23 protein-coding genes and 1 riboswitch are annotated in these 23,541 nt (G+C 50.7%); of the genes, 7 read left to right on the top strand and 16 right to left on the bottom strand.

Features of this window, described 5'->3' with window-relative positions; translation table 11 throughout:
- Nucleotides 1–149: 149 nt before the first annotated feature.
- On the top strand, nt 150–401 hold the full coding sequence (locus tag EKM87_RS01095; RefSeq protein ID WP_125680951.1) for a hypothetical protein: 252 nt from the start codon (nt 150–152) through the stop codon (nt 399–401).
- A 409-nt stretch (nt 402–810) separates the two neighbouring features.
- On the opposite strand, the gene EKM87_RS01090 is transcribed toward EKM87_RS01095, so the two are convergent.
- Genes EKM87_RS01090 through thiD form a run of 3 tightly spaced genes read right to left on the bottom strand, consistent with a single transcriptional unit; the run spans nt 811 to nt 2,689 of the window.
- On the bottom strand, nt 811–1,371 hold the full coding sequence (locus EKM87_RS01090) for a TIGR01440 family protein (RefSeq protein WP_125680949.1): 561 nt from the start codon (nt 1,369–1,371) through the stop codon (nt 811–813).
- Nucleotides 1,372–1,391: 20 nt separating this feature from the next.
- On the bottom strand, nt 1,392–1,892 hold the full coding sequence (locus EKM87_RS01085; protein WP_125680947.1) for an ECF transporter S component: 501 nt from the start codon (nt 1,890–1,892) through the stop codon (nt 1,392–1,394).
- A complete protein-coding gene (thiD, locus tag EKM87_RS01080) occupies nt 1,889–2,689 on the bottom strand; it encodes a bifunctional hydroxymethylpyrimidine kinase/phosphomethylpyrimidine kinase (RefSeq protein WP_125680945.1) in 801 nt (266 codons plus the stop codon). Before thiD ends, EKM87_RS01085 begins: the two co-directional genes overlap by 4 nt.
- A gap of 118 nt (nt 2,690–2,807) precedes the next feature.
- Between thiD and EKM87_RS01075 the strand changes: the two genes are divergently transcribed.
- Nucleotides 2,808–4,208 carry an aminotransferase-like domain-containing protein gene (locus EKM87_RS01075; RefSeq protein WP_125680943.1) on the top strand — a complete coding sequence of 467 codons (1,401 nt, stop codon included), beginning with the start codon at nt 2,808–2,810 and terminating at the stop codon, nt 4,206–4,208.
- A gap of 820 nt (nt 4,209–5,028) precedes the next feature.
- Here the strand turns inward: EKM87_RS01075 and EKM87_RS01070 are convergent.
- The 4 genes from EKM87_RS01070 to scrK are packed head-to-tail and all read right to left on the bottom strand — an operon-like array spanning nt 5,029 to nt 8,145.
- Nucleotides 5,029–5,421: a VOC family protein gene (locus EKM87_RS01070; protein ID WP_125680941.1), complete on the bottom strand. Its 393-nt coding sequence runs from the start codon at nt 5,419–5,421 to the stop codon at nt 5,029–5,031.
- A gap of 31 nt (nt 5,422–5,452) precedes the next feature.
- Nucleotides 5,453–6,226: a fructose permease gene (locus EKM87_RS01065; protein ID WP_125680939.1), complete on the bottom strand. Its 774-nt coding sequence runs from the start codon at nt 6,224–6,226 to the stop codon at nt 5,453–5,455.
- A 23-nt stretch (nt 6,227–6,249) separates the two neighbouring features.
- On the bottom strand, nt 6,250–7,251 hold the full coding sequence (locus EKM87_RS01060) for a zinc-dependent alcohol dehydrogenase family protein (protein ID WP_125680937.1): 1,002 nt from the start codon (nt 7,249–7,251) through the stop codon (nt 6,250–6,252).
- An 18-nt stretch (nt 7,252–7,269) separates the two neighbouring features.
- A complete protein-coding gene (gene scrK / locus EKM87_RS01055; RefSeq protein WP_125680935.1) occupies nt 7,270–8,145 on the bottom strand; it encodes a fructokinase ScrK in 876 nt (291 codons plus the stop codon).
- A 321-nt stretch (nt 8,146–8,466) separates the two neighbouring features.
- Nucleotides 8,467–8,564: riboswitch (guanidine-I (ykkC/yxkD leader) on the top strand.
- A gap of 70 nt (nt 8,565–8,634) precedes the next feature.
- Here scrK and EKM87_RS01050 point away from each other — a divergent pair.
- Nucleotides 8,635–8,961: a DMT family transporter gene (locus EKM87_RS01050; protein ID WP_125680933.1), complete on the top strand. Its 327-nt coding sequence runs from the start codon at nt 8,635–8,637 to the stop codon at nt 8,959–8,961.
- Between the two features lie 2 nt (nt 8,962–8,963).
- Nucleotides 8,964–9,278: a DMT family transporter gene (locus EKM87_RS01045; RefSeq protein ID WP_125680931.1), complete on the top strand. Its 315-nt coding sequence runs from the start codon at nt 8,964–8,966 to the stop codon at nt 9,276–9,278.
- Here the strand turns inward: EKM87_RS01045 and EKM87_RS01040 are convergent.
- The gene (locus EKM87_RS01040) at nt 9,275–9,769 is read right to left on the bottom strand and encodes a GNAT family N-acetyltransferase (protein ID WP_125680929.1); all 495 of its coding nucleotides are present in this window, start codon (nt 9,767–9,769) and stop codon (nt 9,275–9,277) included. The genes EKM87_RS01045 and EKM87_RS01040 overlap by 4 nt on opposite strands.
- Before the next feature lie 217 nt (nt 9,770–9,986).
- On the opposite strand from EKM87_RS01040, the gene EKM87_RS01035 reads away from it, so the two are divergent.
- On the top strand, nt 9,987–10,184 hold the full coding sequence (locus tag EKM87_RS01035) for a hypothetical protein (protein ID WP_125680927.1): 198 nt from the start codon (nt 9,987–9,989) through the stop codon (nt 10,182–10,184).
- A 698-nt stretch (nt 10,185–10,882) separates the two neighbouring features.
- Here the strand turns inward: EKM87_RS01035 and EKM87_RS01030 are convergent.
- The 6 genes from EKM87_RS01030 to EKM87_RS01005 form a co-directional block, all read right to left on the bottom strand.
- A complete protein-coding gene (locus EKM87_RS01030; protein ID WP_125680925.1) occupies nt 10,883–13,087 on the bottom strand; it encodes a glycoside hydrolase family 65 protein in 2,205 nt (734 codons plus the stop codon).
- A gap of 26 nt (nt 13,088–13,113) precedes the next feature.
- Nucleotides 13,114–14,187, bottom strand: a complete 1,074-nt coding sequence (locus tag EKM87_RS01025; RefSeq protein ID WP_225428367.1) for an alpha/beta hydrolase fold domain-containing protein — start codon at nt 14,185–14,187, stop codon at nt 13,114–13,116.
- Nucleotides 14,188–14,501: 314 nt separating this feature from the next.
- Nucleotides 14,502–15,350, bottom strand: coding sequence for an alpha/beta hydrolase (locus EKM87_RS01020; RefSeq protein ID WP_164506402.1), 849 nt, complete (start codon nt 15,348–15,350; stop codon nt 14,502–14,504).
- Nucleotides 15,343–16,722: an MFS transporter gene (locus tag EKM87_RS01015; protein WP_125680921.1), complete on the bottom strand. Its 1,380-nt coding sequence runs from the start codon at nt 16,720–16,722 to the stop codon at nt 15,343–15,345. The genes EKM87_RS01020 and EKM87_RS01015 overlap by 8 nt, the downstream gene beginning before the upstream one ends.
- Before the next feature lie 838 nt (nt 16,723–17,560).
- Nucleotides 17,561–18,382: a hypothetical protein gene (locus EKM87_RS01010; RefSeq protein WP_125680919.1), complete on the bottom strand. Its 822-nt coding sequence runs from the start codon at nt 18,380–18,382 to the stop codon at nt 17,561–17,563.
- Nucleotides 18,383–18,758: 376 nt separating this feature from the next.
- Nucleotides 18,759–19,295: a PadR family transcriptional regulator gene (locus EKM87_RS01005; protein ID WP_191988545.1), complete on the bottom strand. Its 537-nt coding sequence runs from the start codon at nt 19,293–19,295 to the stop codon at nt 18,759–18,761.
- 244 nt (nt 19,296–19,539) lie between these two features.
- Here EKM87_RS01005 and EKM87_RS01000 point away from each other — a divergent pair, with 244 nt between their 5' ends.
- Together EKM87_RS01000 and EKM87_RS00995 are read left to right on the top strand one after the other, a co-directional pair.
- The gene (locus EKM87_RS01000; protein WP_125680917.1) at nt 19,540–20,076 is read left to right on the top strand and encodes a phenolic acid decarboxylase; all 537 of its coding nucleotides are present in this window, start codon (nt 19,540–19,542) and stop codon (nt 20,074–20,076) included.
- A gap of 142 nt (nt 20,077–20,218) precedes the next feature.
- Nucleotides 20,219–20,674, top strand: coding sequence for an NUDIX hydrolase (locus EKM87_RS00995; protein WP_125680915.1), 456 nt, complete (start codon nt 20,219–20,221; stop codon nt 20,672–20,674).
- Nucleotides 20,675–20,843: 169 nt separating this feature from the next.
- Here EKM87_RS00995 and EKM87_RS00990 read toward each other — a convergent pair whose 3' ends face one another.
- Both EKM87_RS00990 and EKM87_RS00985 read right to left on the bottom strand, forming a co-directional pair.
- Entirely contained in the window at nt 20,844–22,172 is a 1,329-nt protein-coding gene (locus EKM87_RS00990; protein WP_164506401.1) for a dihydrolipoyl dehydrogenase family protein, read from the bottom strand.
- 12 nt (nt 22,173–22,184) lie between these two features.
- Nucleotides 22,185–23,399, bottom strand: coding sequence for a cupin domain-containing protein (locus tag EKM87_RS00985; protein ID WP_125680911.1), 1,215 nt, complete (start codon nt 23,397–23,399; stop codon nt 22,185–22,187).
- Between the last annotated feature and the right edge of the window lie 142 nt (nt 23,400–23,541).

The raw sequence follows: 23,541 nt of genomic DNA, 5'->3' as shown, positions 1-23,541 counted from the left end.
TTGAATCATCAAGCACTGCAATCCCTGATTGCCAAATACAATTATGCGACGATTGATTTCATTGTAAAAAAAATGTAAACGTTTACAATTTTACTTGGTTTTCCCGCAACCAACGGGTATACTTGGCCAAACAACCAAGGGAGCTTATTATGAAAAAACGGACCGTTTACCCCATTATTGCGACTGAATACCACAACCAGGAGGGCCACTACTACGTGGCAACTTCCCCTACATTGCCCGAACTAACGACCCGCGAAACCAGTGTAGAACTACTGACCGTCGCAGCCAAAGCAGACATCCAGCAGCTTATGTGTCATCCAGCTGTTGCCATGGATCAGGACCCCAAGCATTGGCGGCTCACTGCTAACCAGCACGTCTTTGCTATCACAATTACACTATAATTTCCGCCTCCGGTTGTCAGGGTGCCGGCTTGCTGTGGGGACCGCTTCCGGCCTATGAACCGGTCCTCCAGCTCGACTTGAAACCACGACAGAAACGCGTGTTTCCAAGCTCGTCCCGTGGCGTAACCTCGGTAAATCACCGAGCTAACGCCACCGACACAGCTGGCCCCACCCTGACAACCTCCAGCTACGATTGGGTTAACTGCAAAAAAACTTATGCCGCGTTGATAAAAATAACCACAATATCTTATTTCTTAAAACTATCAAATATCCACATTAACGCAAAAGGATTGAAACAGCTAGGTAATCCCAGTTGTCTCAATCCTCTTTCTATTTGTATAGTTTCAATTTAGTTAAAATAACATCGTAATAAAATCGCTCACAGACTGCCAGCCGAAGACGGCAAATCTTACTGGATTGGGTCGTAGTTGGCACGAGGGCCGCCGACGTACTTTGGCCGTGACCGTAGTGCCGTAACGTGTGCGCCGCCTAATTCCAATTGTGATGGACGAACGGGAACCTGAACGAACTTGACGTGCATCCCGATTGACGTGTCACCAATGTCCAACCCGGCTTGTGCAACGATATGTTCAACTTCAACGGGATCCTTGAATTGCTTGAAGGCGGCGATGGAGCCAGCCCCGCCAGCGTGCATAGCTGGCACAACCGTGACAATTTCAAAGCCTTTCTTCTCTGCCACTTCACGTTCAACAACCACGCTCCGGTTGATGTGTTCACACCCCTGGACAGCTAAATGAACGCCAAGTGGTTCTAATTTACTCCGTAGGGTCTCGATAACGGCCATCCCAACATCCAAATCGGAATTCTTACCGATGTGGCCCCCGACGATTTCACTAGTTGAGCACCCTAAGACGAAGAGGTCTCCTCGGTGTAATTTTGCGGCGTCCAAGACGTCTTGTACAATTTTAGCTAACTGCTGTTTCAACTCATCCAAATTAATATCCAACATACCAACACACACTCCCTAGACTAAACTAAATTTGGTTTCAACTTGGCAAGGCTGCCCACGATTGACAACGTGACCACCATGCCGAATCCAACTTGAATAATATTACTGAAGATTGAAGCTAACCCCGCGGGCCAGCCAAACAGTAAGGCCGTGGCAAAAAAGTACCCAACGACCATGATAACGCTGCCAATCAGTAGTGGCACAATCATTGTTTTGATTGACTTGTTGTTTTGTGGGGTAAAATACCCGACTGCCAAGCCTTGCGTCCCGTGAATGACCAACGAGAACAGGCACCAAACTGGATAACCCGTTAAGATATCGATCAGGAACCCACTGGCACCACCGACTAGAAAACCCATCCGGCCGCCGTAAAGAATGGCACTGGTGTAGATACCCACCTCACACAGTGTCACCATCCCTTTGGTTGCGGGAATGGGGATAACGACCAAAATTGACAACGCCACGGTCATGGCAATCAGCACAGCTGCTAAAGTGTTTTCTCTTAATGATCCACGTTTCATTTTGTCTCTTCCTCCCATTGTCGACTTGCTCCCTGCCAAACACTGCCTAGCCGCTCGCTAATGCTTACACCATGGGTGATTCCCATGTGGACGAACCGCTTGGCCACCTCGACAGCTTCCGGTAACGCTTGGCCCTTCGCCAGTTGCGCAGTAATTGCCGCGGAGAAGGTACACCCAGCACCATCGGTCGTCTGCCGATCGATCTTTGGACTCTCAAACCAATAATCTACACTGCCCATTCTCAGATAATCGCTGGCCACGTCCCCAGTCAACCGATTACCACCCTTGATGACCACGTTGGGGCAACCCGTTGCCTGAATTCGTTTGGCCGCTTCGACCATCTCCGTCTTGTTGGTGATGGTCATCCCACTCAGTTGCGCCGCTTCCGCCAAATTTGGCGTTGTCACGTAACCCAACGGGAGTAGCCGTTGCTTGACGGCGGTTATGTAAGTTGCTTGTAATTGTGACTGCCCTTCCTTAAAGACCAGGACCGGGTCGACCACCACCTGTGTCGTGGTTGACTCGAGCTGTGCACACACGACCTCCAAGGTGGCCAGATCACCCAGCAGACCCGTCTTAGCGAAATGAATCGGCAATTGCGTCAGAATCGACGTCAACTGGTCAACGATTACCGCTGTGGGTAACTGATGAAGGGTTAAGTTGGTTGGCGTGATGCTCGCCACACTGGTCAGAGCACTCACGCCAAAGACGTTGAGCTCTTCAAACGTTTTCAAATCGGCTTGAATACCACCGCCGGCCAGACTGTCTGATCCAGCAATCGTTAAGACGTTTTCCATGTGATCTCCTCCTACACGTTCTAGTATTGGTTTTTTGTGAAAAAATCACAACGGCCAATTGGCTTGTTTTTAATCCAGCCAATTACTATACTGGGGGCAAAAGAAAGGAAAATTGCTCATGATTAATTGGCACGAAGATCTCCCACCCATTAAGCCAAAATACCTCGCCATCACCCAACTGGTTAAGCGCCTCATCCAAGAGGACAAGCTACTTCCCGGACAACGACTCCCCGCAGAACGAGACCTGGCGAAGTTACTTCACGTTGACCGGTCGACCGTGACTCGGGCCTTCATGGAACTCACCGCGAGTGGCCTCCTGGTCAAGAAAACTGGAAGCGGTACCTTTATTTCCGAGCTCCCACAAGTTAATTCACTCACAACTAAAGTAAACTGGAATGTCTTCCTGGAAAACGCGGGTTCTTCTCGTGATGACACCTATCAGAGTAAACTCCTCCAAGCACGGGCGTTGGACAAGGGCCATCTAATCGACGGTGCTGCTAACGAACTACCAATGGCTTTAATTCCGCAACTTGGCTCCCTTCAGATGGACTGGCGAAGTTTCTTAATGGCTCAGAAACAGGAGCAGGACGCGGGCTATCAGCCATTGATTCATACAATTAGTCGACTCCACACGCAGCGTAACCAGTTTAAGACCACCAACCAGTCGTTAATTATTACTGGTGGTGCCCAACAGTCTTTGTTATTAATACTCAGAAGTCTCCTACAAATGGGCGACGCTGTGGCATTTGCCTCGCCCTCCTACTTCAACTCCAGTGCCATTTTTAAGACCATCGGTGTAAAGACTTACGCTGTCCCAACGACACCTAATGGCTTAGACCTCGACGTACTGGAGGACGTAATTCTTAAACATCGAATTAAGTTATTAATACTTAATCCCACCTTCCAAAACCCAACCGGTCGGGTCATGCCGCTAGCCGAACGCCAACGAATCCTGCACCTGTGCCAGTCCTACCAAGTTGCCATCATTGAGGATGATGTGTTTGGCTGGCTCGTACCCAAGGAAGATGTCGTCCCAACGTTCAAGTCTCTGGCGCCTGAGAACGTCATTTACATCAGCTCCCTCTCCAAACTGCTGGGTTCCACGACCCGTCTGGGCTGGATCGTCGCACCGCAAGCCATTGGCCAACGGTTGCTCCAGGTTCAAAAAAAGCTCGACATCGTACCCAGCATGTTGGCCCAGGTCATGGCACACTTGGCCCTCAGTAGCGACACCTTTACCGCTGAAATTACCAAGCTCACCGCCGAACTGGCCACCCGCCGTGAAGCCGTGACGGCTATCTTTCGCCAAGAGCGACCCAACTGGGAATTTATCACACCCCGGGGCGGCTTCTATCTGTGGGTCACTCAGGCCGACCCCAACATCTTCAACGACCTGTTGGCTAACCAAATCCTGGTTAAGCCTGGCCCCATTTACGGTGCCACTAAGCAATCCTTCCGGTTCAACTTCGCTGGGATGGACGCCAGCCTGCAACAAGTTTTAACGCAAAAATTGCAGTAATAACAGCGTGCGAAAACCGTTATCAAGCCAAGACTAGTAAAGCATTATCGACTTAAATTCGTCTCACCCAGCCACCGGAGGCAATCAGAGATTCCGCCTGCTGTGGGGAACGCCTCCGGCCTGAAAAGCGGTCCTTCGGATCGGTTTGAAGCCTGGAAAAACCACCAGTCTTCAAACCCGTCCCACGCTGTAAGCCGAAATCGGCTAACACCGTTGACACAGCTGGCTCCACCTCTGACCACCTCCGGTTAAATAGGTTCCTGGAGAATAAGCTAGCTTAGATGCCTAAATGACAGCACTTACGCAATATTATTGGCGCGCCACTAGGTAGCCGAGAGTGAGTCAAATTTGGACTCAGCCGTGGAATTTTCAAGTGATTTTCTTGAACGACTTGGAGACGTGCTTTGCGGCTTCAAGCGAGGGGCAAGACCGCTCTTTGGCTTGCCCCGTCCTTCCCACCGCGTTCCAGGCAAAATTTGGCGAACGGTAAGGCAACAATTTCCCGCCATATTTGACTAAACCCCTACACCCAATCCTTGTTATATCAAGCATAGTGGGTGTTTCAGTACTTTCAACCTTTAGATTGTTTGTCTATCGAGGTTAAGTAACGTTGAGATTGCACGTTTCAACCTAATAAAATTGACGATAAAAAAAGTTGCGGCCGTAGCCACAACTTTTTTTGCTGGTTATTCACATAGGAATCAAGCTAGCCCTTTGCTGGCAGCGCCGGGCCAGTCCTCGTGAAATTTCCCGCTGAACGTTTCACTTGAAGGGTTAGTGGTCACGCCATCCCCCCAGAATTGCGTGACCACTAACTTACTTATTTGAGAATCTGACAAAATTCAATCGTTTCGTGATTAGGTCCTAAAATGTTAAAGAACCGAATGCCCTTGTCCCAGAAGGATGGGATAGATTGAATCTCATCGTTGACCAAGTCCAAGCCCTGTTCCTTAGCAGCAGCGAAGGCCTGATCGACGTCAGTCGTGTTCAATGAAATATGGTTGATGGCACCAGCCGTTGGATTGGTTGGGTCGCCTTCCCACGTTTCAATCGTCAAATTGCCGAATCGCATGAAGGCACACCGGTTAGCCCCGTTAGGAAATAGCCCGGCCTGTTCAAAACCTAAAGACTTGTAAAACGCAATGGTCTTGTCCAAATCGGCGGAAGGAATGCCGACGTGTTGAATCCCAGTAATAAAGTCATTAATTGCCATGTTAAAGGACGCCTCTTTCTTTTTTCAGTCGTTATTTACCAACATCCACAGCCTGATGCTTCAGCTTAGGGAAGATGACGCGGTCAGCGACCCCAGTGATTCCACCCTGTGCCAGGAAGGCAAAGACGGTCCCCAGACCGAAGTTGGTGAATTGCCGGGTAATGATGATCGCAATGATGGCCATAATGGTTGGTGGAATGTACGATGCCCACATCGCCTTAGCAGCTTGCCCCTTAAAGTACCGGAACCGGAGAATCTGCATCAAATCATCGGCTGGATGCAAGACTAGGTTGACCCGTTGGTAGATGGAAATGGCCACCGCAATGAAGGCCACCCCCAAGAAGTTCAGGGCGATGTAGAAGATGATCATCCCGGCACTGTGCGCGTCTGGCAGGCCCGCAAACAATGCGGGATACTTGCCGTCAAAGAAGTCTTCAAAGACTTGGATCAACGCGGAGAACGGTACCATGAAGACCATGTTCCCAGCGATTCGTTTCCAGTCCCAGTGGTGAATCAGGACCGCGTTTAAGACTGCGGTCAAGAATCCCATGATCAGGAACGCCCAGAACAAATTCCAGTGGAAGGCCGTCCCCAGGTTGGCCTCCGCGGCTGACCAATACGCCGCCCCCAAGAAGGACGGATGAATCTTAGCACTTGTGACCAACGTCAGCACGTTTCCTGCTGAGTTGATGACCAGCGACAGGGCGAAGTACGAAATTGCTTTGGACATTGAAATGGTTCGTTGACCAGTTAATTCCACGCCTGACGCCCCCTCATTCAAATCACTCACTGCTTCAGCTTTCATGATTATCCCTTACCTTTACGTGACTAGTCAGCAACCTTGACGACAGCCTTGCTGACGCCGGCAACCTTACCATTCAATACATCTTCGACTTGTTCCAAACTAACTTCGTGGCTGATCAAAGATTCCACGTCCAATTGACCGCTAGCCAACAAAGCAATGGCATCTTCGAAAGCGTATGGGTTAATGAAAGCCCCTTGGATCTTCAATTGCTTTTGGTAAACTTCGTAGGTGTTCATGGAGAAAGTCTGGTTAGGCTTCCCCACACCAAACATCAAGACTTGAGCGCCCTTCTTAGTTGCTTCAACAGCTTGTTCCTGCGTTTGTGGCAACCCAACGGCTTCGATCACAACGTCGTAGTCGGCTGGTAAGCTCTCATGCTTGGTGTTGAAGGTGTTCGTAACGCCAAATTTTTCCTTGTTGAAAGCCAACTTCTTGTCGTTGATGCCGGCAAAGTCCACTTGGTGTACGCCGTAAGCTTGTAATAATTGCACAAATAATTGCCCCATGAAACCATCACCGATGACCAAGGCCTTTTGATATGGCGTCAAGTCGAGTAATTTAACCCCGTGAACCGCACAAGAAATTGGTTCAGTGGTTGCGGCGGCCTTTAAGGAAACACTGTCAGGAATTGGGTAAACAACGGAGGAAGGTGCCGTAAAGGATTCTTCCAACCCACCATCGCGAGTAACCCCAACGGCAGACAAGTCATCACAGAGTTCTGGACGGTCAGTCCGGCAGTATTCGCATTGGCCACAGTAGATGTTAGGGTCAACCGTTACCCGGTCGCCAACCTTCACGTTGGTCACATCGCTACCAATGGCAGCAACAATTCCAGAGTTTTCATGACCCAAAACGATTGGTGGCACAGCATCGGCAGAACCAGGAAGGCCCGCGTACAATGCGCGGTCGGTTCCACAAATTCCAGCGTAGGCGGTGTTAACTAACACTTCATCCGCTTTAACTTCTGGCTTGGCGAGGTCTTGAATCTCCATTTGCTTGGTTCCAGTTAATACTAAGGCTTTCATAATTTAGTTCTCCCTCTCTCACTTGTTATACTCATTGAGTGCTAAGGCAAAGTCACCTAGCGTGGCTGAACCGTTGTCTTTAACCGTTGGCATCACGATGTAATCTTCCAGATTGCCAACGCTGACGTAGCCGTTCAATAGCTTGTCGAATTCGGCCCGGACCTTGACCAAGAAGTCTTCACTGACGACACCGCCACCGAAGATGATCTTGTCAGGCCGCAACATCAACGTTTCCTGCAGGGCTGCTTGCGCCACGTAGTAGGCTAAAATATCCCACACGTGATCCGTCAGTGGCACGTCCTTACCGGGTTTCCCCAGCCGCGCGTCGAACGTTGGTCCGCTGACTAATCCCTCCAAGCAGTCCCCATGAAACGGACAGATCCCGGGAAAGTCTAAATCATCAGGATGCCGCTTCAAGCGAACGTGCCCCATTTCGGGATGGCCTAAGCTCCCCACAAAGTTACCGTTGATAATCGCCCCAGCACCAACGCCAGTCCCAATCGTAAAGTAGACCAGTGAGTTGATGTTTTCATTAAACAGTGTCGACATAACGTATTCACCATAGGCCGAGCCATTGACGTCGGACGTCCAGTACATTGGCACGTCCAAATCCTGCTTGAGCCGCCCCACAAAGTCGGTGTTGGACCAGCCCTTCTTAGGCGTGTCCGTGATATAACCGTACTTCGGCGAGTTGTGCCGCAGTTCAATGGGACCAAATGATGAAATGGCAATTGCCTTGATTTCTGGGAATTGCTTAAAGTAGTCGATGGTTTTGCTTAACGTTTCTTCTGGGGTGGTCGTTGGGATCCGCACCTTGTCTTGCACACGGTAATCTTCGTTACCAACTGCACAAACAAATTTAGTTCCCCCAGCTTCAATACTTCCGAGTTGCATAATTGCTACCTCCATATTTACGCCGGGGGCCGTGACCCGCGGCACCTTTTTCCAAAGCTATGAATGACCGGTACAGTCATTTTTAAATCGTTTTCAGTATAGCATCGCATTTGACGTTTTTAAGGGGGAGATTCGCACAATAATTTTCAGAAAATCCGTAAAAATCCTATCAGGACGGAAATACAATCGATTGTATTTTTCGTGAAATTCGTCACTTATCTGGGTAAAAGCGTTGTTATCACGGTTTCTTACACGCATTTTCACGTCCAGCTTGCCCCTCTTTTCAAAATGTGCTAAGCTAGCGCTACTGACTCACAACTGAAGAAAGTTCTCTAGGGTTCCGCCACTACCATGGGTCTGGTCCGAGAGAGAACCCGTAGCCGCGGCTACGGCCACGGAAGGGAAAAAGCCTGGGAGATATTGTCGTTAATTCGGCAATATTTCTCAGGCTTTTTATTTGGTCGTGAGGATTAAGGAGGAACGGTATTTATGCTTAAACAGTGGTTACTCGTCGTCTTAGGTGCCCTCTTTGAGGTCAGCTGGGTCGTGGGCTTCAAACACGCGACCACCCCTTGGGAATGGGGACTAACTGGCCTCGCGGTGCTCCTCAGCTTCTACTTGTTGATTCGCGCCAGTCAGGTCATCCCCGCCGGAACCGCCTACGCGGTCTACGTTGGACTCGGAACGCTGGGAACGACCGCCGTGGGTGTGCTGGCCTTCAGTGAACCCATCAGTTTCAGTAAACTCGTCTTGGTCGGATTGCTGGTCATCGGTATCGGTGGCCTCCAGTTCACCACAACTCAAGGAGGAAACTAATCATGGCTTGGCTATTCTTAATTGTCGCAGGACTCTGCGAAATGTTGGGCGTCACCTTCATGAACTGGGCCCTTCACGCCCATAAATGGTGGCTATGGGGACTGATGATCCTGGCCTTTACCTTTAGTTTTGGTGGTCTGGAACTCGCCCTGAACACCCTGCCGATGGGGACCGCCTACGCTGTTTGGACGGGAATCGGTGCCGCCGGCGGGGTCATCACTGGCATGCTCTTCTTCCACGAGTCCAAGGACTGGCGGAAGTTGCTCTGGGTGACGGTGATTCTGGGCGCTACTATGGGATTGAAATTAATCAGCTAGTCCATCAACGGTAAGACCAGGTTGTACCAGGTCTCACCCGCATGGGCCGAGGCGGAGACGCCTTCGTTCACGTACCCATTGGCCTCATAGAAGGGGACCAATCGCTTCAGGCAGGTCAGTGTGATGGCTTGGCGACTTTCCTGTCGGGCAACCTTAGCCAGCGCCGTCAGAAGTTGCCCACCAACGCCCTCACCCTGATGCTGTGGACTAACTGCCAAGCTCAGCACCGTTTGGTACGGTGCCCCAGCGGCATTAGGTGTCGACTTGGCAAAGAGGTCATCGGTCAGGTAACGGCGGTCAAACGCCGGCCCCACCACGTAGCCCAGCACTTCAGGGCCCTGTTTGGCAACCAAAAAAGTATCTGGAATCTGCTGGATTCGTTCGGCCATGCTGGCCTCACTGGCCGCCTCAGCTACTGAGAAACCGGCATTCTCAATGACCATGATTTGCGTCAGATCGGTAATCTGGGCGTTCATAATTGTGACTGTCATCTTAATCAACCTCCATTAAATATTCATGTCCTCAGTATACCTGATATCTAGTCGTTTAGTGGTCAAACACCACCGCTATAAATTCAGGCCCTAGCCAAATAAGTATCTGTTATAATTGGATGGGTCTCAGGGGAACATTTAAGGAGGGGCACTTATCAAGAACGCGAAAACCATCTTTATTATCTATGACTTCTACTGTCTCGTTGCCGTCTTACTGATGGTCACAAGTCTAACGACCGCCACCTTTTTACAGTTAGCCTTCGGTTACTATCTCTGGCTAATGTTGATCACCTATTTCTGGTTCGGTCGCAAGCTTTGGCGGCAACACGTTGCCAACTACTTGTCCACCCAGGTCATTCAGGTGGCGACCATGATTTTACTAACGATCACACTGCTTACTAAACTGTTTGTCTAAAGGTTGAAAGGCCGAAAACCGTTATCAAACCAAGAATAGCAAGACGTTATTGACTTCCACCTGCGGAGGTCAGAGATTCCGCCTGCTGTGGGGAACGCCTCCGGCCTGAGAAGCGGTCCTCCGGCTCGGTTTGAAGCCTGGAAAACCACCAGTCTTCAAACACGTCCCACGCTGTAAGCCGAAAATCGGCTAACACCGTCGACACAGCTGGCTCCACCTCTGACCACCTCCGGTTAAATGGGTGCTTGGAAACTAAGCTAGTTTAACTACCTGGATAACAGCGCTTATGCAATATTACTGGCGCGACACTAAGTAGCCGAGAGTGAGTCAACTTTGGACTCAGCCGTGGGATTTTCAAGTGATTTTCTTGAAAATGGCGACTTGAAAACGTGCTTTGCGGCTTCAAGCGAGGGGCAAGACCGCCCTTTGGCTTGTCCCGTCCTTCCCACCGCGTTCCAGTCCAAATTTGGCGAACGGTAAGGCGGAACTTTCCCACTATGTCTGACTAACCTCCAATACCCAATCCTTGCTGTATCAGGCATGGTGGGCCTTTCAACTTTTAACTTCAGTCACTAAAGTGGCCCCTAACCGAGGTTTTTACCACGGTTAGGGGCCACTTTTATACATTCGATTGACCAGCCGCCACGGCAACCATCTCTGTAGCTACCTGCTAGTACTGCCAGCCAACCCGATTTAACTTAGCCCACCTTTACCAACGAAATCAATTCACCATCCACGCTCACGCCGTAGGTCGGAATTGGCCCGCTGATGACCGTGACGTTGGTATCGTTAGCCGTGAGTTCAATCTCTAAGACACTGGCCGCAATCTTCATCCGGTACGTCAGTTTGGTGATTTCCTTAGGTAGGTGATTGTTGAAATGCACGACCTCGTCTTGCACGTAGAAGCCAGAGAAACCCGCCACCAGTGCTAACCAGCTGCCACCTAGATTGGCCAAATGGAGGCCATCCGCCGTATTCTTTTGCAGGTTGACCAGGTCCATTTGTGCCGTATCCATGAAGTATCCGTAGGCCTTTTCTGGATCACCCATCCGGGCTGCTAAGATGCTAAAGATCGACCGGGACAGTGACGAGTCGTGGGTCGTGACCCCCTCATAATACCGGTATTCGCGCTTCAACTGTTCCGGCGACAAGTCCTCTGGGAAGAGGTAGTCCGCCAGTAACGTATCGGCCTGCTTCGCAATCTGGTAGCGATAAATCGTCAACGGGTGGTAGTGCAGCAATAACGGGAAGTTCTCCGGCGTCGACCGGTCGACCGGCCAGCGCGGCTTGCTCAGGAAGCTATCATCCTGTTCATTGATCTGTAGGTCCGCGCTATACGGCAGGTAAACGTGTTCCGCCAGGTTTTCAAAGACATCCAAGTCCCCCTGGCCAATGCCGTATTTCTCTAACCCGTGTGGATCTTGCTTTAATATCTCCTTGGCTAAGTAGATCACTAATTCAAAATTGTGCTTAGCCAATCGATTCGTGTAGTAATTATTGTTGACCAGCGCCGTATACTCGTCGGGTCCCGTGACCGTGTGAAATTCAAATCGGTTCTCCGTGCCCACCTGATGCCAGCCGCCAAAGGCCTCCCAGAAGTTAGCCGTTTCCAGAACCATTTCAAACCCACACTGTTCAATGAAGTCGATGTCGCGGGTGATTTCATAGTACTTCCCCACAGCGTAAGCCACGTCAGCGTCAATGTGATACTGCGCGGTCCCCGCTGGGAAGTAGGCCGAGGCCTCCTCACCGTTGATGGTCCGCCAGGCAAACAGTGCCCCCTGGCCAACACCCAACGCCCGCGCCCGTTGCCGCGCCTTTGGTAACGTTTGGTAACGGTACAGCAAGAGTTGCCGCGCCATCTGTTGATTGGTGTAAATGAAGTACGGCAACATGTACATTTCCGTATCCCAGAAGTAGTGGCCCTCATAACCAGACCCACTGAGGCCCTTCGCAGCAATGTTCGTCCGCCCATCCCGACCAGCAGCTTGATTCAGCTGGAAAATGTTGTAGTGGATGGCGAGGTTCAACTCCTCATTGCCACCAACAGTAACCTCACTGCGGTGCCAGACGTCCTGCCAAAATTGGCGGCTATCGTCCTGCAAAGCTGAAACCGTGTTTGCCAGAAATGGTGCGGCGGGATCAATCGTGTTCTGCTCACCAATTTCACCAACGTAAACCTCGTACTCCAGCTTATGCGCCGCGCCATCGCTCAGGTCGACCGGTTGCTGTAAGAGGCTGGCCGTTTTATCAAGCATCCCCAAGTAAATGGTCACGGCTTGTTTCGTCCGCCGAGTCTTCACGTGATAGCGTTGAAGTCCCCGCGAAACAAACTGCGTTTCACAGATGGGCAGGCCCGCCATCCGGGTTTTCCGGGGGTCAGCCGACGGAATCGATTCCGCCTCAGCGGGCACAGCAATCGACTTGCTGACCAGCAGCCCACCCGTATAGTTACCAGCGGTAAAGCTGTAGCTGGCCGCCCAAAAGTTAGTCTGGCGCTGCCCAATTACGGACTTCATGCCCATGGTAATGGTCTCGCCCTGTTGCGTTTGTAAGACAAATTGTTCGGTTAATTCCCCGGTCGTTAAGTCCAGGTCGACCACCGTCCGCTCACTACTGGTGAAGCGGTGGCCGCTGTCGGTCGTCACGTGAATGTGCCGCAGGTCCGACAGATTTAGAATGGTTTGATGTTGTTGAGCGTAGCCAATTCCCGCTTCTCCGTAGGTAATTGGCGACGTCTCGTAGAAACCGTTGATCAGCGTCCCGGTGATGGGATTGCCGCTGATTGGGTCATTGGCACGGACCCCGAAGTGGCCATTGGCCAGTGAAAAGATCGTTTCCAAGTACTCCGGTTGATGGTCGGCCACGTCGTGTAACGTCAAATGATAATCGCGTAAAGTCACAATAATCCCCCCGTTTCGCTGCTATTTTAAATCAATTTGGCCCCCATAGCCAGTGCGTCCTCCACCGCCGGCACATTTCCGGTAAAGTTTAGGAAAGCGTGGCTGATACCTCCGTATCTGAAGTAGTGGGCATCCCCGTTGGCCTGACCGGCCTGCTGGACGAAGACCTCATCTTGTAGTCGGAACGGATCGTACTCGCCGACCAGCAACGTAACGTTCTTAAAGATTGCCGGGTCAGCCAGGAGTGGTGAGAGTAGCGGTGCCGTCAAATCAACTGGCTGATCCGCCACGTAGTAGCCACTCATGATGGTGTCGAGCTGTTCAAATAACTGATAGCTGCGGTGCAGCGCGTCTCGCTGTTCGGGAACTACGTCAATACTGTGGTCATCCCACAGGGAGCCGTTCAAGTCGGAGCCCTGAATGACGGTCGGGTAGAACAATAGGTGACTTTCAATCGTGCAGATGCCCATTGATTTACACAGCTGGCTGACCGCTAAGGCAATCGAGCCCCCGGCGGAGTCGCCCCCCACACAGATGTGCCGGTAGGATTTGACCATAGCCGCTACCACCGCCAAACCGTCCAGAATGCCAGCCGGATAGGGTTGTTCGGGGGCCAATGCGTAGTCTACGTTATATACCACACAGTTAGCCTGCTCCGCCACAAACTTCAACGCCAACAGAACGTCTTCAGGTGTCCCACCGTAGTAGGCGCCACCGTGGAAGTAAATCAAGGCCTTATCCGCGGTCAAATGGTCCATCCGGGCAATCCGCACGACGCGGACCCGCCGGTTCATGGCCACGATTTGTTGCATCTCGACCTTCATTTCCACGCTGGTCAGATCACGTTGCCCGCTCGTCTCGGTCCCCTGCCGCAGACTGAATAAATCGGTCGGCAATTGTGGATTTTCATCGATACCCGCCACGGTCTCCCAGACCAGCGGTTCAAAGGTGTGGATGGGGTCGCGCTCCTTGATCCAGCTGGTGACACCATCCACTTTGCCAGTCGGCTTGATGCTTCGCAGTCGTTTCAACTCTTCGCTGTACCCCAATGACTGCTTGGTTGTCGTATCATTCAACATCTTGATTACCCCTCTCTTCATTGCACTCGCTTTTTATGATTGTTTAAATTGGCGCCTTACCGGCCGGTAAATATGGGCTGGAACGCTGTGAGCGCGACTTCAAGCCAAAGTGCGGTCTTGAAGATCGGCTCTGCCTAACCACGGAAACCCACCGCGCTAAGGCAGTTCCACGGCTGAGCCCATATTTACCGACCTCACGGCTAACGTTCAGCACCGTTATCAGCCATGACCAGGCTAATCCTCTTTCACTGTTAAAGTGTTAACTGTCCTGAACAGCTATCTCGAATTCAACCAGAGATAACTTTCCTACCCCAGATTCCCGAGTAAATCATTCATCAGCCCTGATTCAACCAAAACTCATCCAGGTGCCAGAGGCTCTCTAACCAGGTCATTTCCTTAGTAAACCATTCCGCTACGTCCGGCCGAATGAATTGCTCCCCTGTCGAACCGGCTTTTCGGGGAAACGCCGTGACCGCCCGAGCTAGACTCAGTCCGTGGGGACCGTGCGGGTATATTTTCGTGGTTACTGGGACGCCATGCCGCTGGAGTGCTGCCGTATAGCACGCCGTGTTGTTTGCTGGCACCGTTTCGTCGTCCGCCGTTGTCCAGATGAACGTCGGTGGATTCTGTGACGTCACCAGTTGGTCCGCCTCATGAGCGGGCCACTTTGCCGTAATGGCCGCTCTGGTCGCCTCATCAGTCGGCCAGCCTAACCGCAACCCAATGACCGGGTACGCCAAGGCCAACGCTGCTATTTTTAATTCTGACGTTGCCACGTGGCAATCCCAGCCGAGTAACGGCCAGAGGTCTGCGTACAGAGCCGCTAAGTGGCCACCAGCCGAAAAACCAGCCACCAGGATGTGATCAGAACTGATACCGTAAGCGGCCGCGTGACGGTGAAATTCAGCGACGACCATTCCCAACTGAATCAACGCGGTCGGTAACACCGGTGGGTCAGTCACCAACTGATATTGGACAACTGCTACGGCGAACCCTTGCGCCAAGTATTGCAACGCCACAATTTCATTTTCTCTATCCGAGTAAAACCGGTAGCCACCACCCGGCAATAGAATCACCAACGGCCGCCGCGGCTGAACATGGAAGTCAGCAATGGCGGCCGGTTGTGTGAACGTCACGGTGACCGGAAAATCCGGCTCGCCGCAAACAAATTTATGATTAATCATTCTGTAGTTTCGTTTGGGCAGCCTTATCGGCGGAATCCTTGGCAGCCTTAGCAGAGGCAACTTCGTCTTCATCCAGCTTGTAGGCTCTGAGAATCACCGCAATCAGAACGGCGAAGATGACTGGTAACCAGATAAAGGCAGTCCCAATGGCCGTCTGAGCATGCGCGCTCTGGACCTTCGCAGCGGCGTCAAAGCCACCCCAGGCCAGAATCCAACCAGCTAACGCGCCACCGAAGCCCATGCCTAGCTTTGCCCCAACCATTGGCACGGAGGACAAGATACCGGGTTCATCGATGTGCAGTTCCGACCGTGAATATTCAACCGTGTCGGCGATCATAACGAAGGCAATCGAGAACGCTGCACCCATGGCAATCAAGGAAATAACGTTACCTGCGAATAACAGCGGTACACTGTTGAAAGCCATCATAGCTTCACCGACAGCGAACGTCAGCATCGCCAGCACCATTACACTCTTATGCTTCATAAACTTGCTGAGGAATGGAATGGAAATGTTCCCGATGACCGCGCAGATAACCAATCCGTTGAACAGGCCGACTAAGTCTGTCCGCTTGTAAACGTAGGTCAAGTAGTAAACGGCTACCTGTAACCGCATTACCCAGAACGTTTGTAGCAGGATGAAACTAAGACTTAAGATGACCCACGGCTTGTTCTTTGCGGCCCCCTTCAACGATTCCTTAACCGACAGGTGACTCTTAATTTCTGGACCATCTGGTGTTTCTTCCGTTTCCTGTTCACGCAGGTTAGCGAAGGCACCTAAGAAGAGCACGATAATCAATGCCCCAATGATGACACCCCAGATCGACCAACCGCGTTCAGCGTTCTTTCCACCCAGGAAAGCAACCATTGGCAGTGAAATTGCGCCGATAACCGCAGTCCCAATGTTGGTCATTACCATCCGTGCGCTTGCTAAGTTCGTCCGTTCGTCAGGGTCCTTCGTCAGGCTAGGCAGAATGGCAGTGATTGGCGTGTTAGCACCGGAGTAGACCAGGCTGAACAGCGTGTAAACAACGGAGATCCAAACTAATTGGAACGTCTTGTTACCACCAAATGATGGGTTAAAGAACAGCGCCATGGTCAAGATCCCTAGGGGAATCCCGAACCATAGGAAGTACGGCCGCGATTTTCCATACTTGGAATGCGTGTGGTCGATTAAAAATCCATAGACCACACCATCAAAGGCATCAATGAATCGAACGACTAAGAACAACGTTCCCACGAAAGCTGGTGAAATTCCCATGACCGTCGTGTAGTAGAACAACAGGTACAGGCCAACAATTTGCCAAATCAAGTTTCCGGCCAAGTCGGTTGATCCGTAGAAGAAACGCTGTTTCCACAACTGAAGCTTACTCATGATAAAAACCTCCCCCAAAGTTTAAATAATTGCACACATTCTTGTAACCGCTTACAGGTACAGCATACCTAAAACTGGGTAACTTGATAATCCACATATCTAACTACCCACTTACCTTTTCTAACCTACCAACAACTGACAAGATTATTGCTTAACAACCGTCAAGTTAACCTTTGCCGTCGACTCTATCATAATCGATTTTATCTGCCAGACCAGTGTTTAGGCCCTTCATTAGTTACCCAACCTAACTTTTTATTGAGATATAGTAAATGGCCGCCTGCGGCCGCCAGGGCGGGCACCCGCTGTGGGGGACGCTTCCGGCCTGAGAACCGGTCCTCCAGCTCGGCTTGAAGCTTCGGCAGCCCACCGAATCTCCAAGCCCGCCCCACGCTGTAGACGGCCACAGAACGCCCGTCAACACCGTCGACACAGCCGGCACCCTCCCTGGCAACCTCCGGCTACATTAGTCGACTATTTCAGCGTCAGTTATTTTTAATTATCAATGTTGGTGACTCTCAACCGTTTACTATTAATCATTACTTGAGCATTAAAAGTAACTGTCATTTCTCACCAGTCGGTCAGTTAAAAATACTGATACTTTTACTAACGAAATTCGATAGGAATTTGTCACCCTAATACCGATGAAAGTTCAAAATTCACTGAGAATCCTGCCAAATTTGACTTATCCATTTACGCGGACTAAAAAATGCTACCTTACCAGCCCTGATGGCAACTAAGATAGCATTTTGATAATTCTCAACTGTTAGCGTCTTAAACCCATTTATTTTCTGATTACTGGCAACAAATAATGTCTGCCAGCACTTGCGAGTAAAATCCGCTAGTCCCCGGATTCTAACTCGCCAAAGAAGTAGGGCTTACCATTGACGGTGTAGTTGGTCCAAGTACCGTACAGATCAAAAACATCGTCCATTGGCAGCATCCCCAAGCTACCCTTCGTCTTCTTATTCGTAATCGTCAGGCGGTAATGGTGCTTGCCGACTTTTTTGTTGGGCAGTCCCTTCAATGCCTTAGCGTAGTCAACCGTTGTCGTGTTGCCCTTCACGGTGACCTTCGTCGCTTTCACCGAACGCGTTGGCTTGTAGTTTCGACTCGTGCCCGCCCACCGTTGGCTCATGAGTTCGGAATCCTTAGCCATCTGCGCCTTACTATAGTACTGCAAGTAGTTATCCAGCGTCAGGAAAAAGCCGGGCGTGGGTGCAGCATTGGAGTTGTCACTATTGGCAGTGTACCCCTTTCCCACCTTGAAAATTTGCGTGCGAATAGGTGCCTTCAAACTGACCCGTTTGAAATTTGCCTTGGTAAACGGAATCGTGGCCCGTTCTTTATACTTCAGCTGATTAGCCCGCGCATAGTTCACAACGCCATAGGTGAACAGGGCCGTCGTCTTCACGCCACCGCTGGCCGCCCCCGTTGACATGGTACCCTCAGCGTTCAGCAGCGTATTTTTCTTCACCTTGACCTGGTGATACTTGCCATTTTTCTTCTGATAAATACCCACGTACATGGCCTTTTTAGTCCGCACGTAACCCGTATTCCCGGTTAAGTATTGGCTGGTCGCCGCGTGAGCCGTGACCCCGCTAGCGCCGATTGCGGCTAACCCCAGCAAAGCGGCGAGCCACCATTTTCCCCATTTTTGCATGTAATCTCCTCCTGTTCATAGCTAGTATACAGTATCAATCTTAAATTCACCTATCTTTGGCTCCACGTTTCAGTGGGGGGGATTAGCTATAGAAAGGGGCCTGGAATTGTTACTCCAGACCCTCAAAATTAGCTATTATTAAAACCATTTATTAATGATTAAAAGCCATCGACAATCTACAGACTATCTAAGCGCAGGTGGTCAGGATGGCGTCGGCAGTGAAAATGGCCTTGGTTGGCGTTTTAGGCCGACCTAGGCCATGGGCGTCTTTGAAGACACGTGGTCTTCGTGGCTTCAAAGCGAGCGAGAAGCCCGCCGTTTGGCTGAAGCGTCCCCACAGCCGGCGCCATCCTGGCCGCCGTAGCGGACAATCAACCTAATGGGCTAAGTATTTCTCCAACCAGTCAACGTAGTGTTCCTCCCGTTCGATGGCGTGGTCCAAAATCAGATAGTGCCCGTACGCCTGGTCAATTGCCGCTTGATTAGGAAACACCGTCGTCTGTCGCTGACGCAGGTGGGCTAGCTGGGCACGATGCAATCCTGCCTGTTCCTGTAGCATTGGTTGTAACCGCGGATCAGCAATCGACTTGATAAAGTACAATTTTAATATAAATTCATCCTTGATGGCCGTCAACTCGGGCGACGGTTCCGTCACCCAAGCGACCAACTTTTCGTGGCCCGCTGGCGTCAATGAATACTGTTTTTTCGCCAGCTTTTCGCCAGTCACCGTATCCTCGTGAGTAATCTCCCCCGCCGCCTCGAGTCGTTTTAACATCGGATAGATTTGGCTATGCTTGGCCTGCCAAAACTCCCCAATTTCATTTTCAAACGCTTTGGTCAGGTCATAGCCCGTCTGGGGGCGTTGGTTCAATAGACCTAAAATAATGTATTGTAGTCGATTACGCTGGCCGATGGCTGCCATCCCCCTTGTTTTCGTATAATTACTTGTGTCTTCATTGAACCAGTTCCCGGCGTAAACATCAAGCGCCAATCGCTCAAACTGTCATTGCCCGCTCCCCTTGACTGACAAAATTGTTGACACTGCTAGCCAAACGATTTATAGTAATCAAGTAAATTAAACCATGTAATTAATTACATGGTTTAATTCGGCAGAATAGAGCCTAATCCAATCTGAAATTAAAAGGAGCACCCGACTTATGGCAAAAGAATTTAAAACACTCGATGACTTTTTAGGAACACACTTCATTTACACCTACGATAATGGCTGGGAATACGAATGGTACGCGAAGAACGACCACACCGTTGACTACCGGATTCACGGTGGCATGGTCGCTGGCCGCTGGGTCACCGACCAAGAAGCCAACATTGTGATGCTGGTTCCTGGCATCTACAAGATTGCCTGGACCGAACCAACCGGGACGGACGTCGCTTTGGACTTCGTGCCCAACGAAGGCAAGTTAAACGGGACCATCTTCTTCCCTAAGTGGGTTCAAGACCATCCTGAAATCACGGTTACCTACCAAAACGAACACATCGACGTGATGGAAGCCGCTCGGGAAAAGTACGATACTTACCCTAAGCTGGTCGTTCCTGAATTTGCTAAGATCACTTACATGGGTGATGCTGGGCAAAACAACGAAGATGTCATCAGTGAAGCCCCTTATCCAAGTCTCCCAGACGACATTCGTGCCGGGAAATATTTTGATGAGAACTACCACCGCTTAAACAAGTAATGACAAAGGACGATCCACGTGCGCTAAGTAGCGTTGCGTGGATCGTCTTTTTTTGAATTGTAACTATCATTTAGGGCCAATTTAGCTTAGCATTTAGCGGTATACTAAAGCTACCTTCACGTAGAAAGTAGGTTTGATACGATTGGCAAATTACATTAAAGAAATTCGCGAATTAGTCGGCCATAAGCCGTTGATTCTCAACGCTGCGGCCGGGGTCGCTACTAACGACCAGCATGAGGTTCTGCTCAACCTACGGACCGACACGCACAACTGGAGTCTCCCAGGCGGCTACCTCGAATACGGTGAGACGTTCGACCAAGCTATGGTCCGAGAGTACAAGGAAGACGCCGGTCTCGACGTCGAGCTCGTCAAATCGCTGGGGATTTTCGATCAGGGGTTTACCAAATACCCCAACGGTGACGTCACCCAAGTCATTTCTCAACTGTATCTGGTCAAACCCATTGGTGGCCACACGCTGGAATCAGCCACTGATGAGACTCTCGACCTGAAATACTTCCCGCTCGACGACCTGCCACCTCTGTTGAATCAACAGACCACTGACATGTTGGCAGCGGTTCAAGCTTACTTTGGAGATTAGCCACTCTAAGGTCAAACGACAATTCTAAATCAAAAAGAGCGCCTGTGGATAATAAATCCCAGGCGCTCTTCCTATCTCTGACCTTATTCAGTTGTCACTTATAATTAATTGCATCAACCGTATCATCAGCGCTTGGGGGAAGCCCGGTCGAGCCGGACAGCACCGACGTCTACGTCCAAATACCGTATAAATCAACCGCAGCCGATGGATACGCAAAGAATGTGTCGTGCAGTTGCTCGGGGGTGATTTTTTGTTGAATCAGTAAGGCTAAATAGTTGATCAACACATCCGCCTGCTGGCTAATTACCTCAGCGCCAACGACTTGCCCGCTTTGTCGGTGCACCACTAACTTTAGCTGGGCCAAATCATCGTAATCACGCTGGTAAGTTAGCCATTGGCTCAGATCCTTACGAACCACCGCATAGGTTGCGGGCGATTGCTGGGCGACGGTTGTTGAGCAACCCACCTGGGCTAACCTGGGAGCACTGAAAACCGCACTCGCCATCACCGGATAGGTAATCGGAAACGCCTGTGCAGCCGTGAATAAGTCACCCAAGTATTTCCCTTGATAAATGGCATAATTGGCCAAATTAGGCGTCGCCGTCGCCGCACAATCCCCGACAGCATAGACGCGAGGATTGCTCGTTTGCAAATACGTATTCACCTGAATACCATGCGTGGTGGTAATCACGTTAGCGGCCGGCAGGTTTAAATCTTCAACGTTAGGAACGCGGCCCAGTGCGCTGTAAACGGCATCCGTTTGCCAACGCCGGCCTTGTTTCGTCAAGACTTGAATACCTGTCGACTCACGAGTCAACTCCGCCAAACCATCATCAAAAACCACTCGGACGTTCTGTCGGGCTAAGTTAGCCAGCAGTTCGGCAACAAAATCCGAATCATATCCACGTAAGGCCACGTGGTTTCGTTGAATCAGTGTGACCTGAGCCCCGGCCTCGCTAGCGATACCAGCAATCGCAAAGGCAATCACGCCAGCCCCTAGAATGGTGAGTCGCTGTGGCAACTGGTGACAGCGAAAGAAACTACCCGAGTGTTGAATCCATTGGCTGCCAGGAATGGTGAGCTCCCGTGGTCGTGCGCCTGTCGCCAGGACAATGCGCGTCCCCGTCAGCAACTGACCGTTGACCTGAATTTGGCGGTCATTTACGAACTGCGCGTGGCCTTCAAACGTCCGGATACCCGCCGTCTGAAAGCGTGTTTTGAAACGTTCCTGCGTTTGACTCACCACCGCATCCCGGTGGGCCGCCAACCGCTGCCAATTAACCGACGGGACCGCTTCCCCATTTTGCTGACGAAATTGCTGATGAGCTTCAGTTCCAGCTAACAGGACCTTTTTAGGCGTACTTCCGCGCGTCACGGTCGCGCCACCCCAATCACGTTGCTCAACGATGGCCACGGATTGTCCGTGCGAGGCTGCCTTTACTGCGACGCCGGCGCCACCAACGCCACCGCCAATCACGATTACATCAAACTGGTTCATTCGCATTCACTTCTATTCACTAAAAACGTCGCTGGCACTACTCTTCTCTGGTGAGCTTGGTGCCACCGGTCGTGTCGGCGTTGCAGCGTCACGATACCAGACGACTGCCGCTTCTTCCGCTGGGAAGTTTTCAACCGTTGAAACGGGCAAATTCAAGTGGTCGGCAACCATTTGAGTTGGTGAAATGGCCAACCACTTGTTAAGCGAAACGTCTGAGTAAACGGGGTTCTTGAACAATTCAATGAAAATCAGCGGTTCATCGCCAATATTTTGAATGTAATGGCCCGCTTCTTTTGGAATAACGCCAACATCCCCAGCCGTAAAGTTAAACGTACGGGCTAACGTATTAGAATTAAAGACGCCAACCTTGGCTTGACCCTGAATGTAGTAATCCCATTCCTCTGACTTCGGATGCCAGTGTAATTCGCGCATGCCACCCGGTTCAACCTCCACAATCGCTGCAGAAATCGTCTTGGCAGCTGGGAAGACGGCTTCATCAATGATCCACACCTTGCCAGCCTCAAACTTCTTCGCTGGCACATCTTTCATATGCAGTGTCAACGGCGTATGCATAGGGGTTCCTGGCTTCTTCACACTATCGATAGGTCCAGGGACGCTACCATTAAAAATGTATTTTTCATGATTTGGTAACGGCTTTAGCGTCGCTTCATCAACCTTAAAGTTAGCCGCAATAATGTCTTTGGGCGTGTGCGCTAGCCAGTCAGTCAGTAAGAAGGTGTTGTTTTCGGAAAAATCCGGTTCACTAAAGACGAGTAAAAATTCACACCCCTGATCTAACGCTTGAATTGAGTGCGGAATCCCTGCCTCAAAATCCCAGAGGTCACCGGCTTCAATATCGTCAATGAAGCTTTCGCCCTTTTCATTAAGGGCGGTCACGCGGGCATTTCCTTTCAGCATCATGGCCCATTCAGCCTGTTGATGCCAATGCATTTCTCGGTAAGCACCGGGCTTCAAACACATATCCACCCCTGCCAAGTCGTGGGAGGCGGGCAGCTCACGATTCGTAACTTCGCGGGTCCAACCGCCCTCTTCTAACCGCATGTGCACGTCAGAAAAGCTAAACCGTAAGTTCGCCACGGTACCGTGATCTGTTGCGGGTGGAACTAACAAGTCGGGGTTTTGCTGATCCCGTTGATAGTTCCGGGGGCCATCATCAATCCAACCTGTGTGGTCTGCATTCCGAATTGGTTCTTTCTTTTCAGTCATCTGAAAATCCCCTTTACCTATAAGATGCTTCGAGTATAGCTTATTTGTTGCCGTTAATCAATTAAAGTAGAAACCTTATATAATGAATTTTATATTTTTTATTTGCTTATAGCGTTGTACCAGCATTAGTAATCGAATCATC

Origin of the sequence: Levilactobacillus yonginensis, assembly GCF_003946265.1 — a bacterium.
GTDB lineage: Bacteria > Bacillota > Bacilli > Lactobacillales > Lactobacillaceae > Levilactobacillus > Levilactobacillus yonginensis.
Note: the sequence above shows the minus strand (reverse complement) of the source record. Positions and strands in the feature narration are given on the sequence as shown.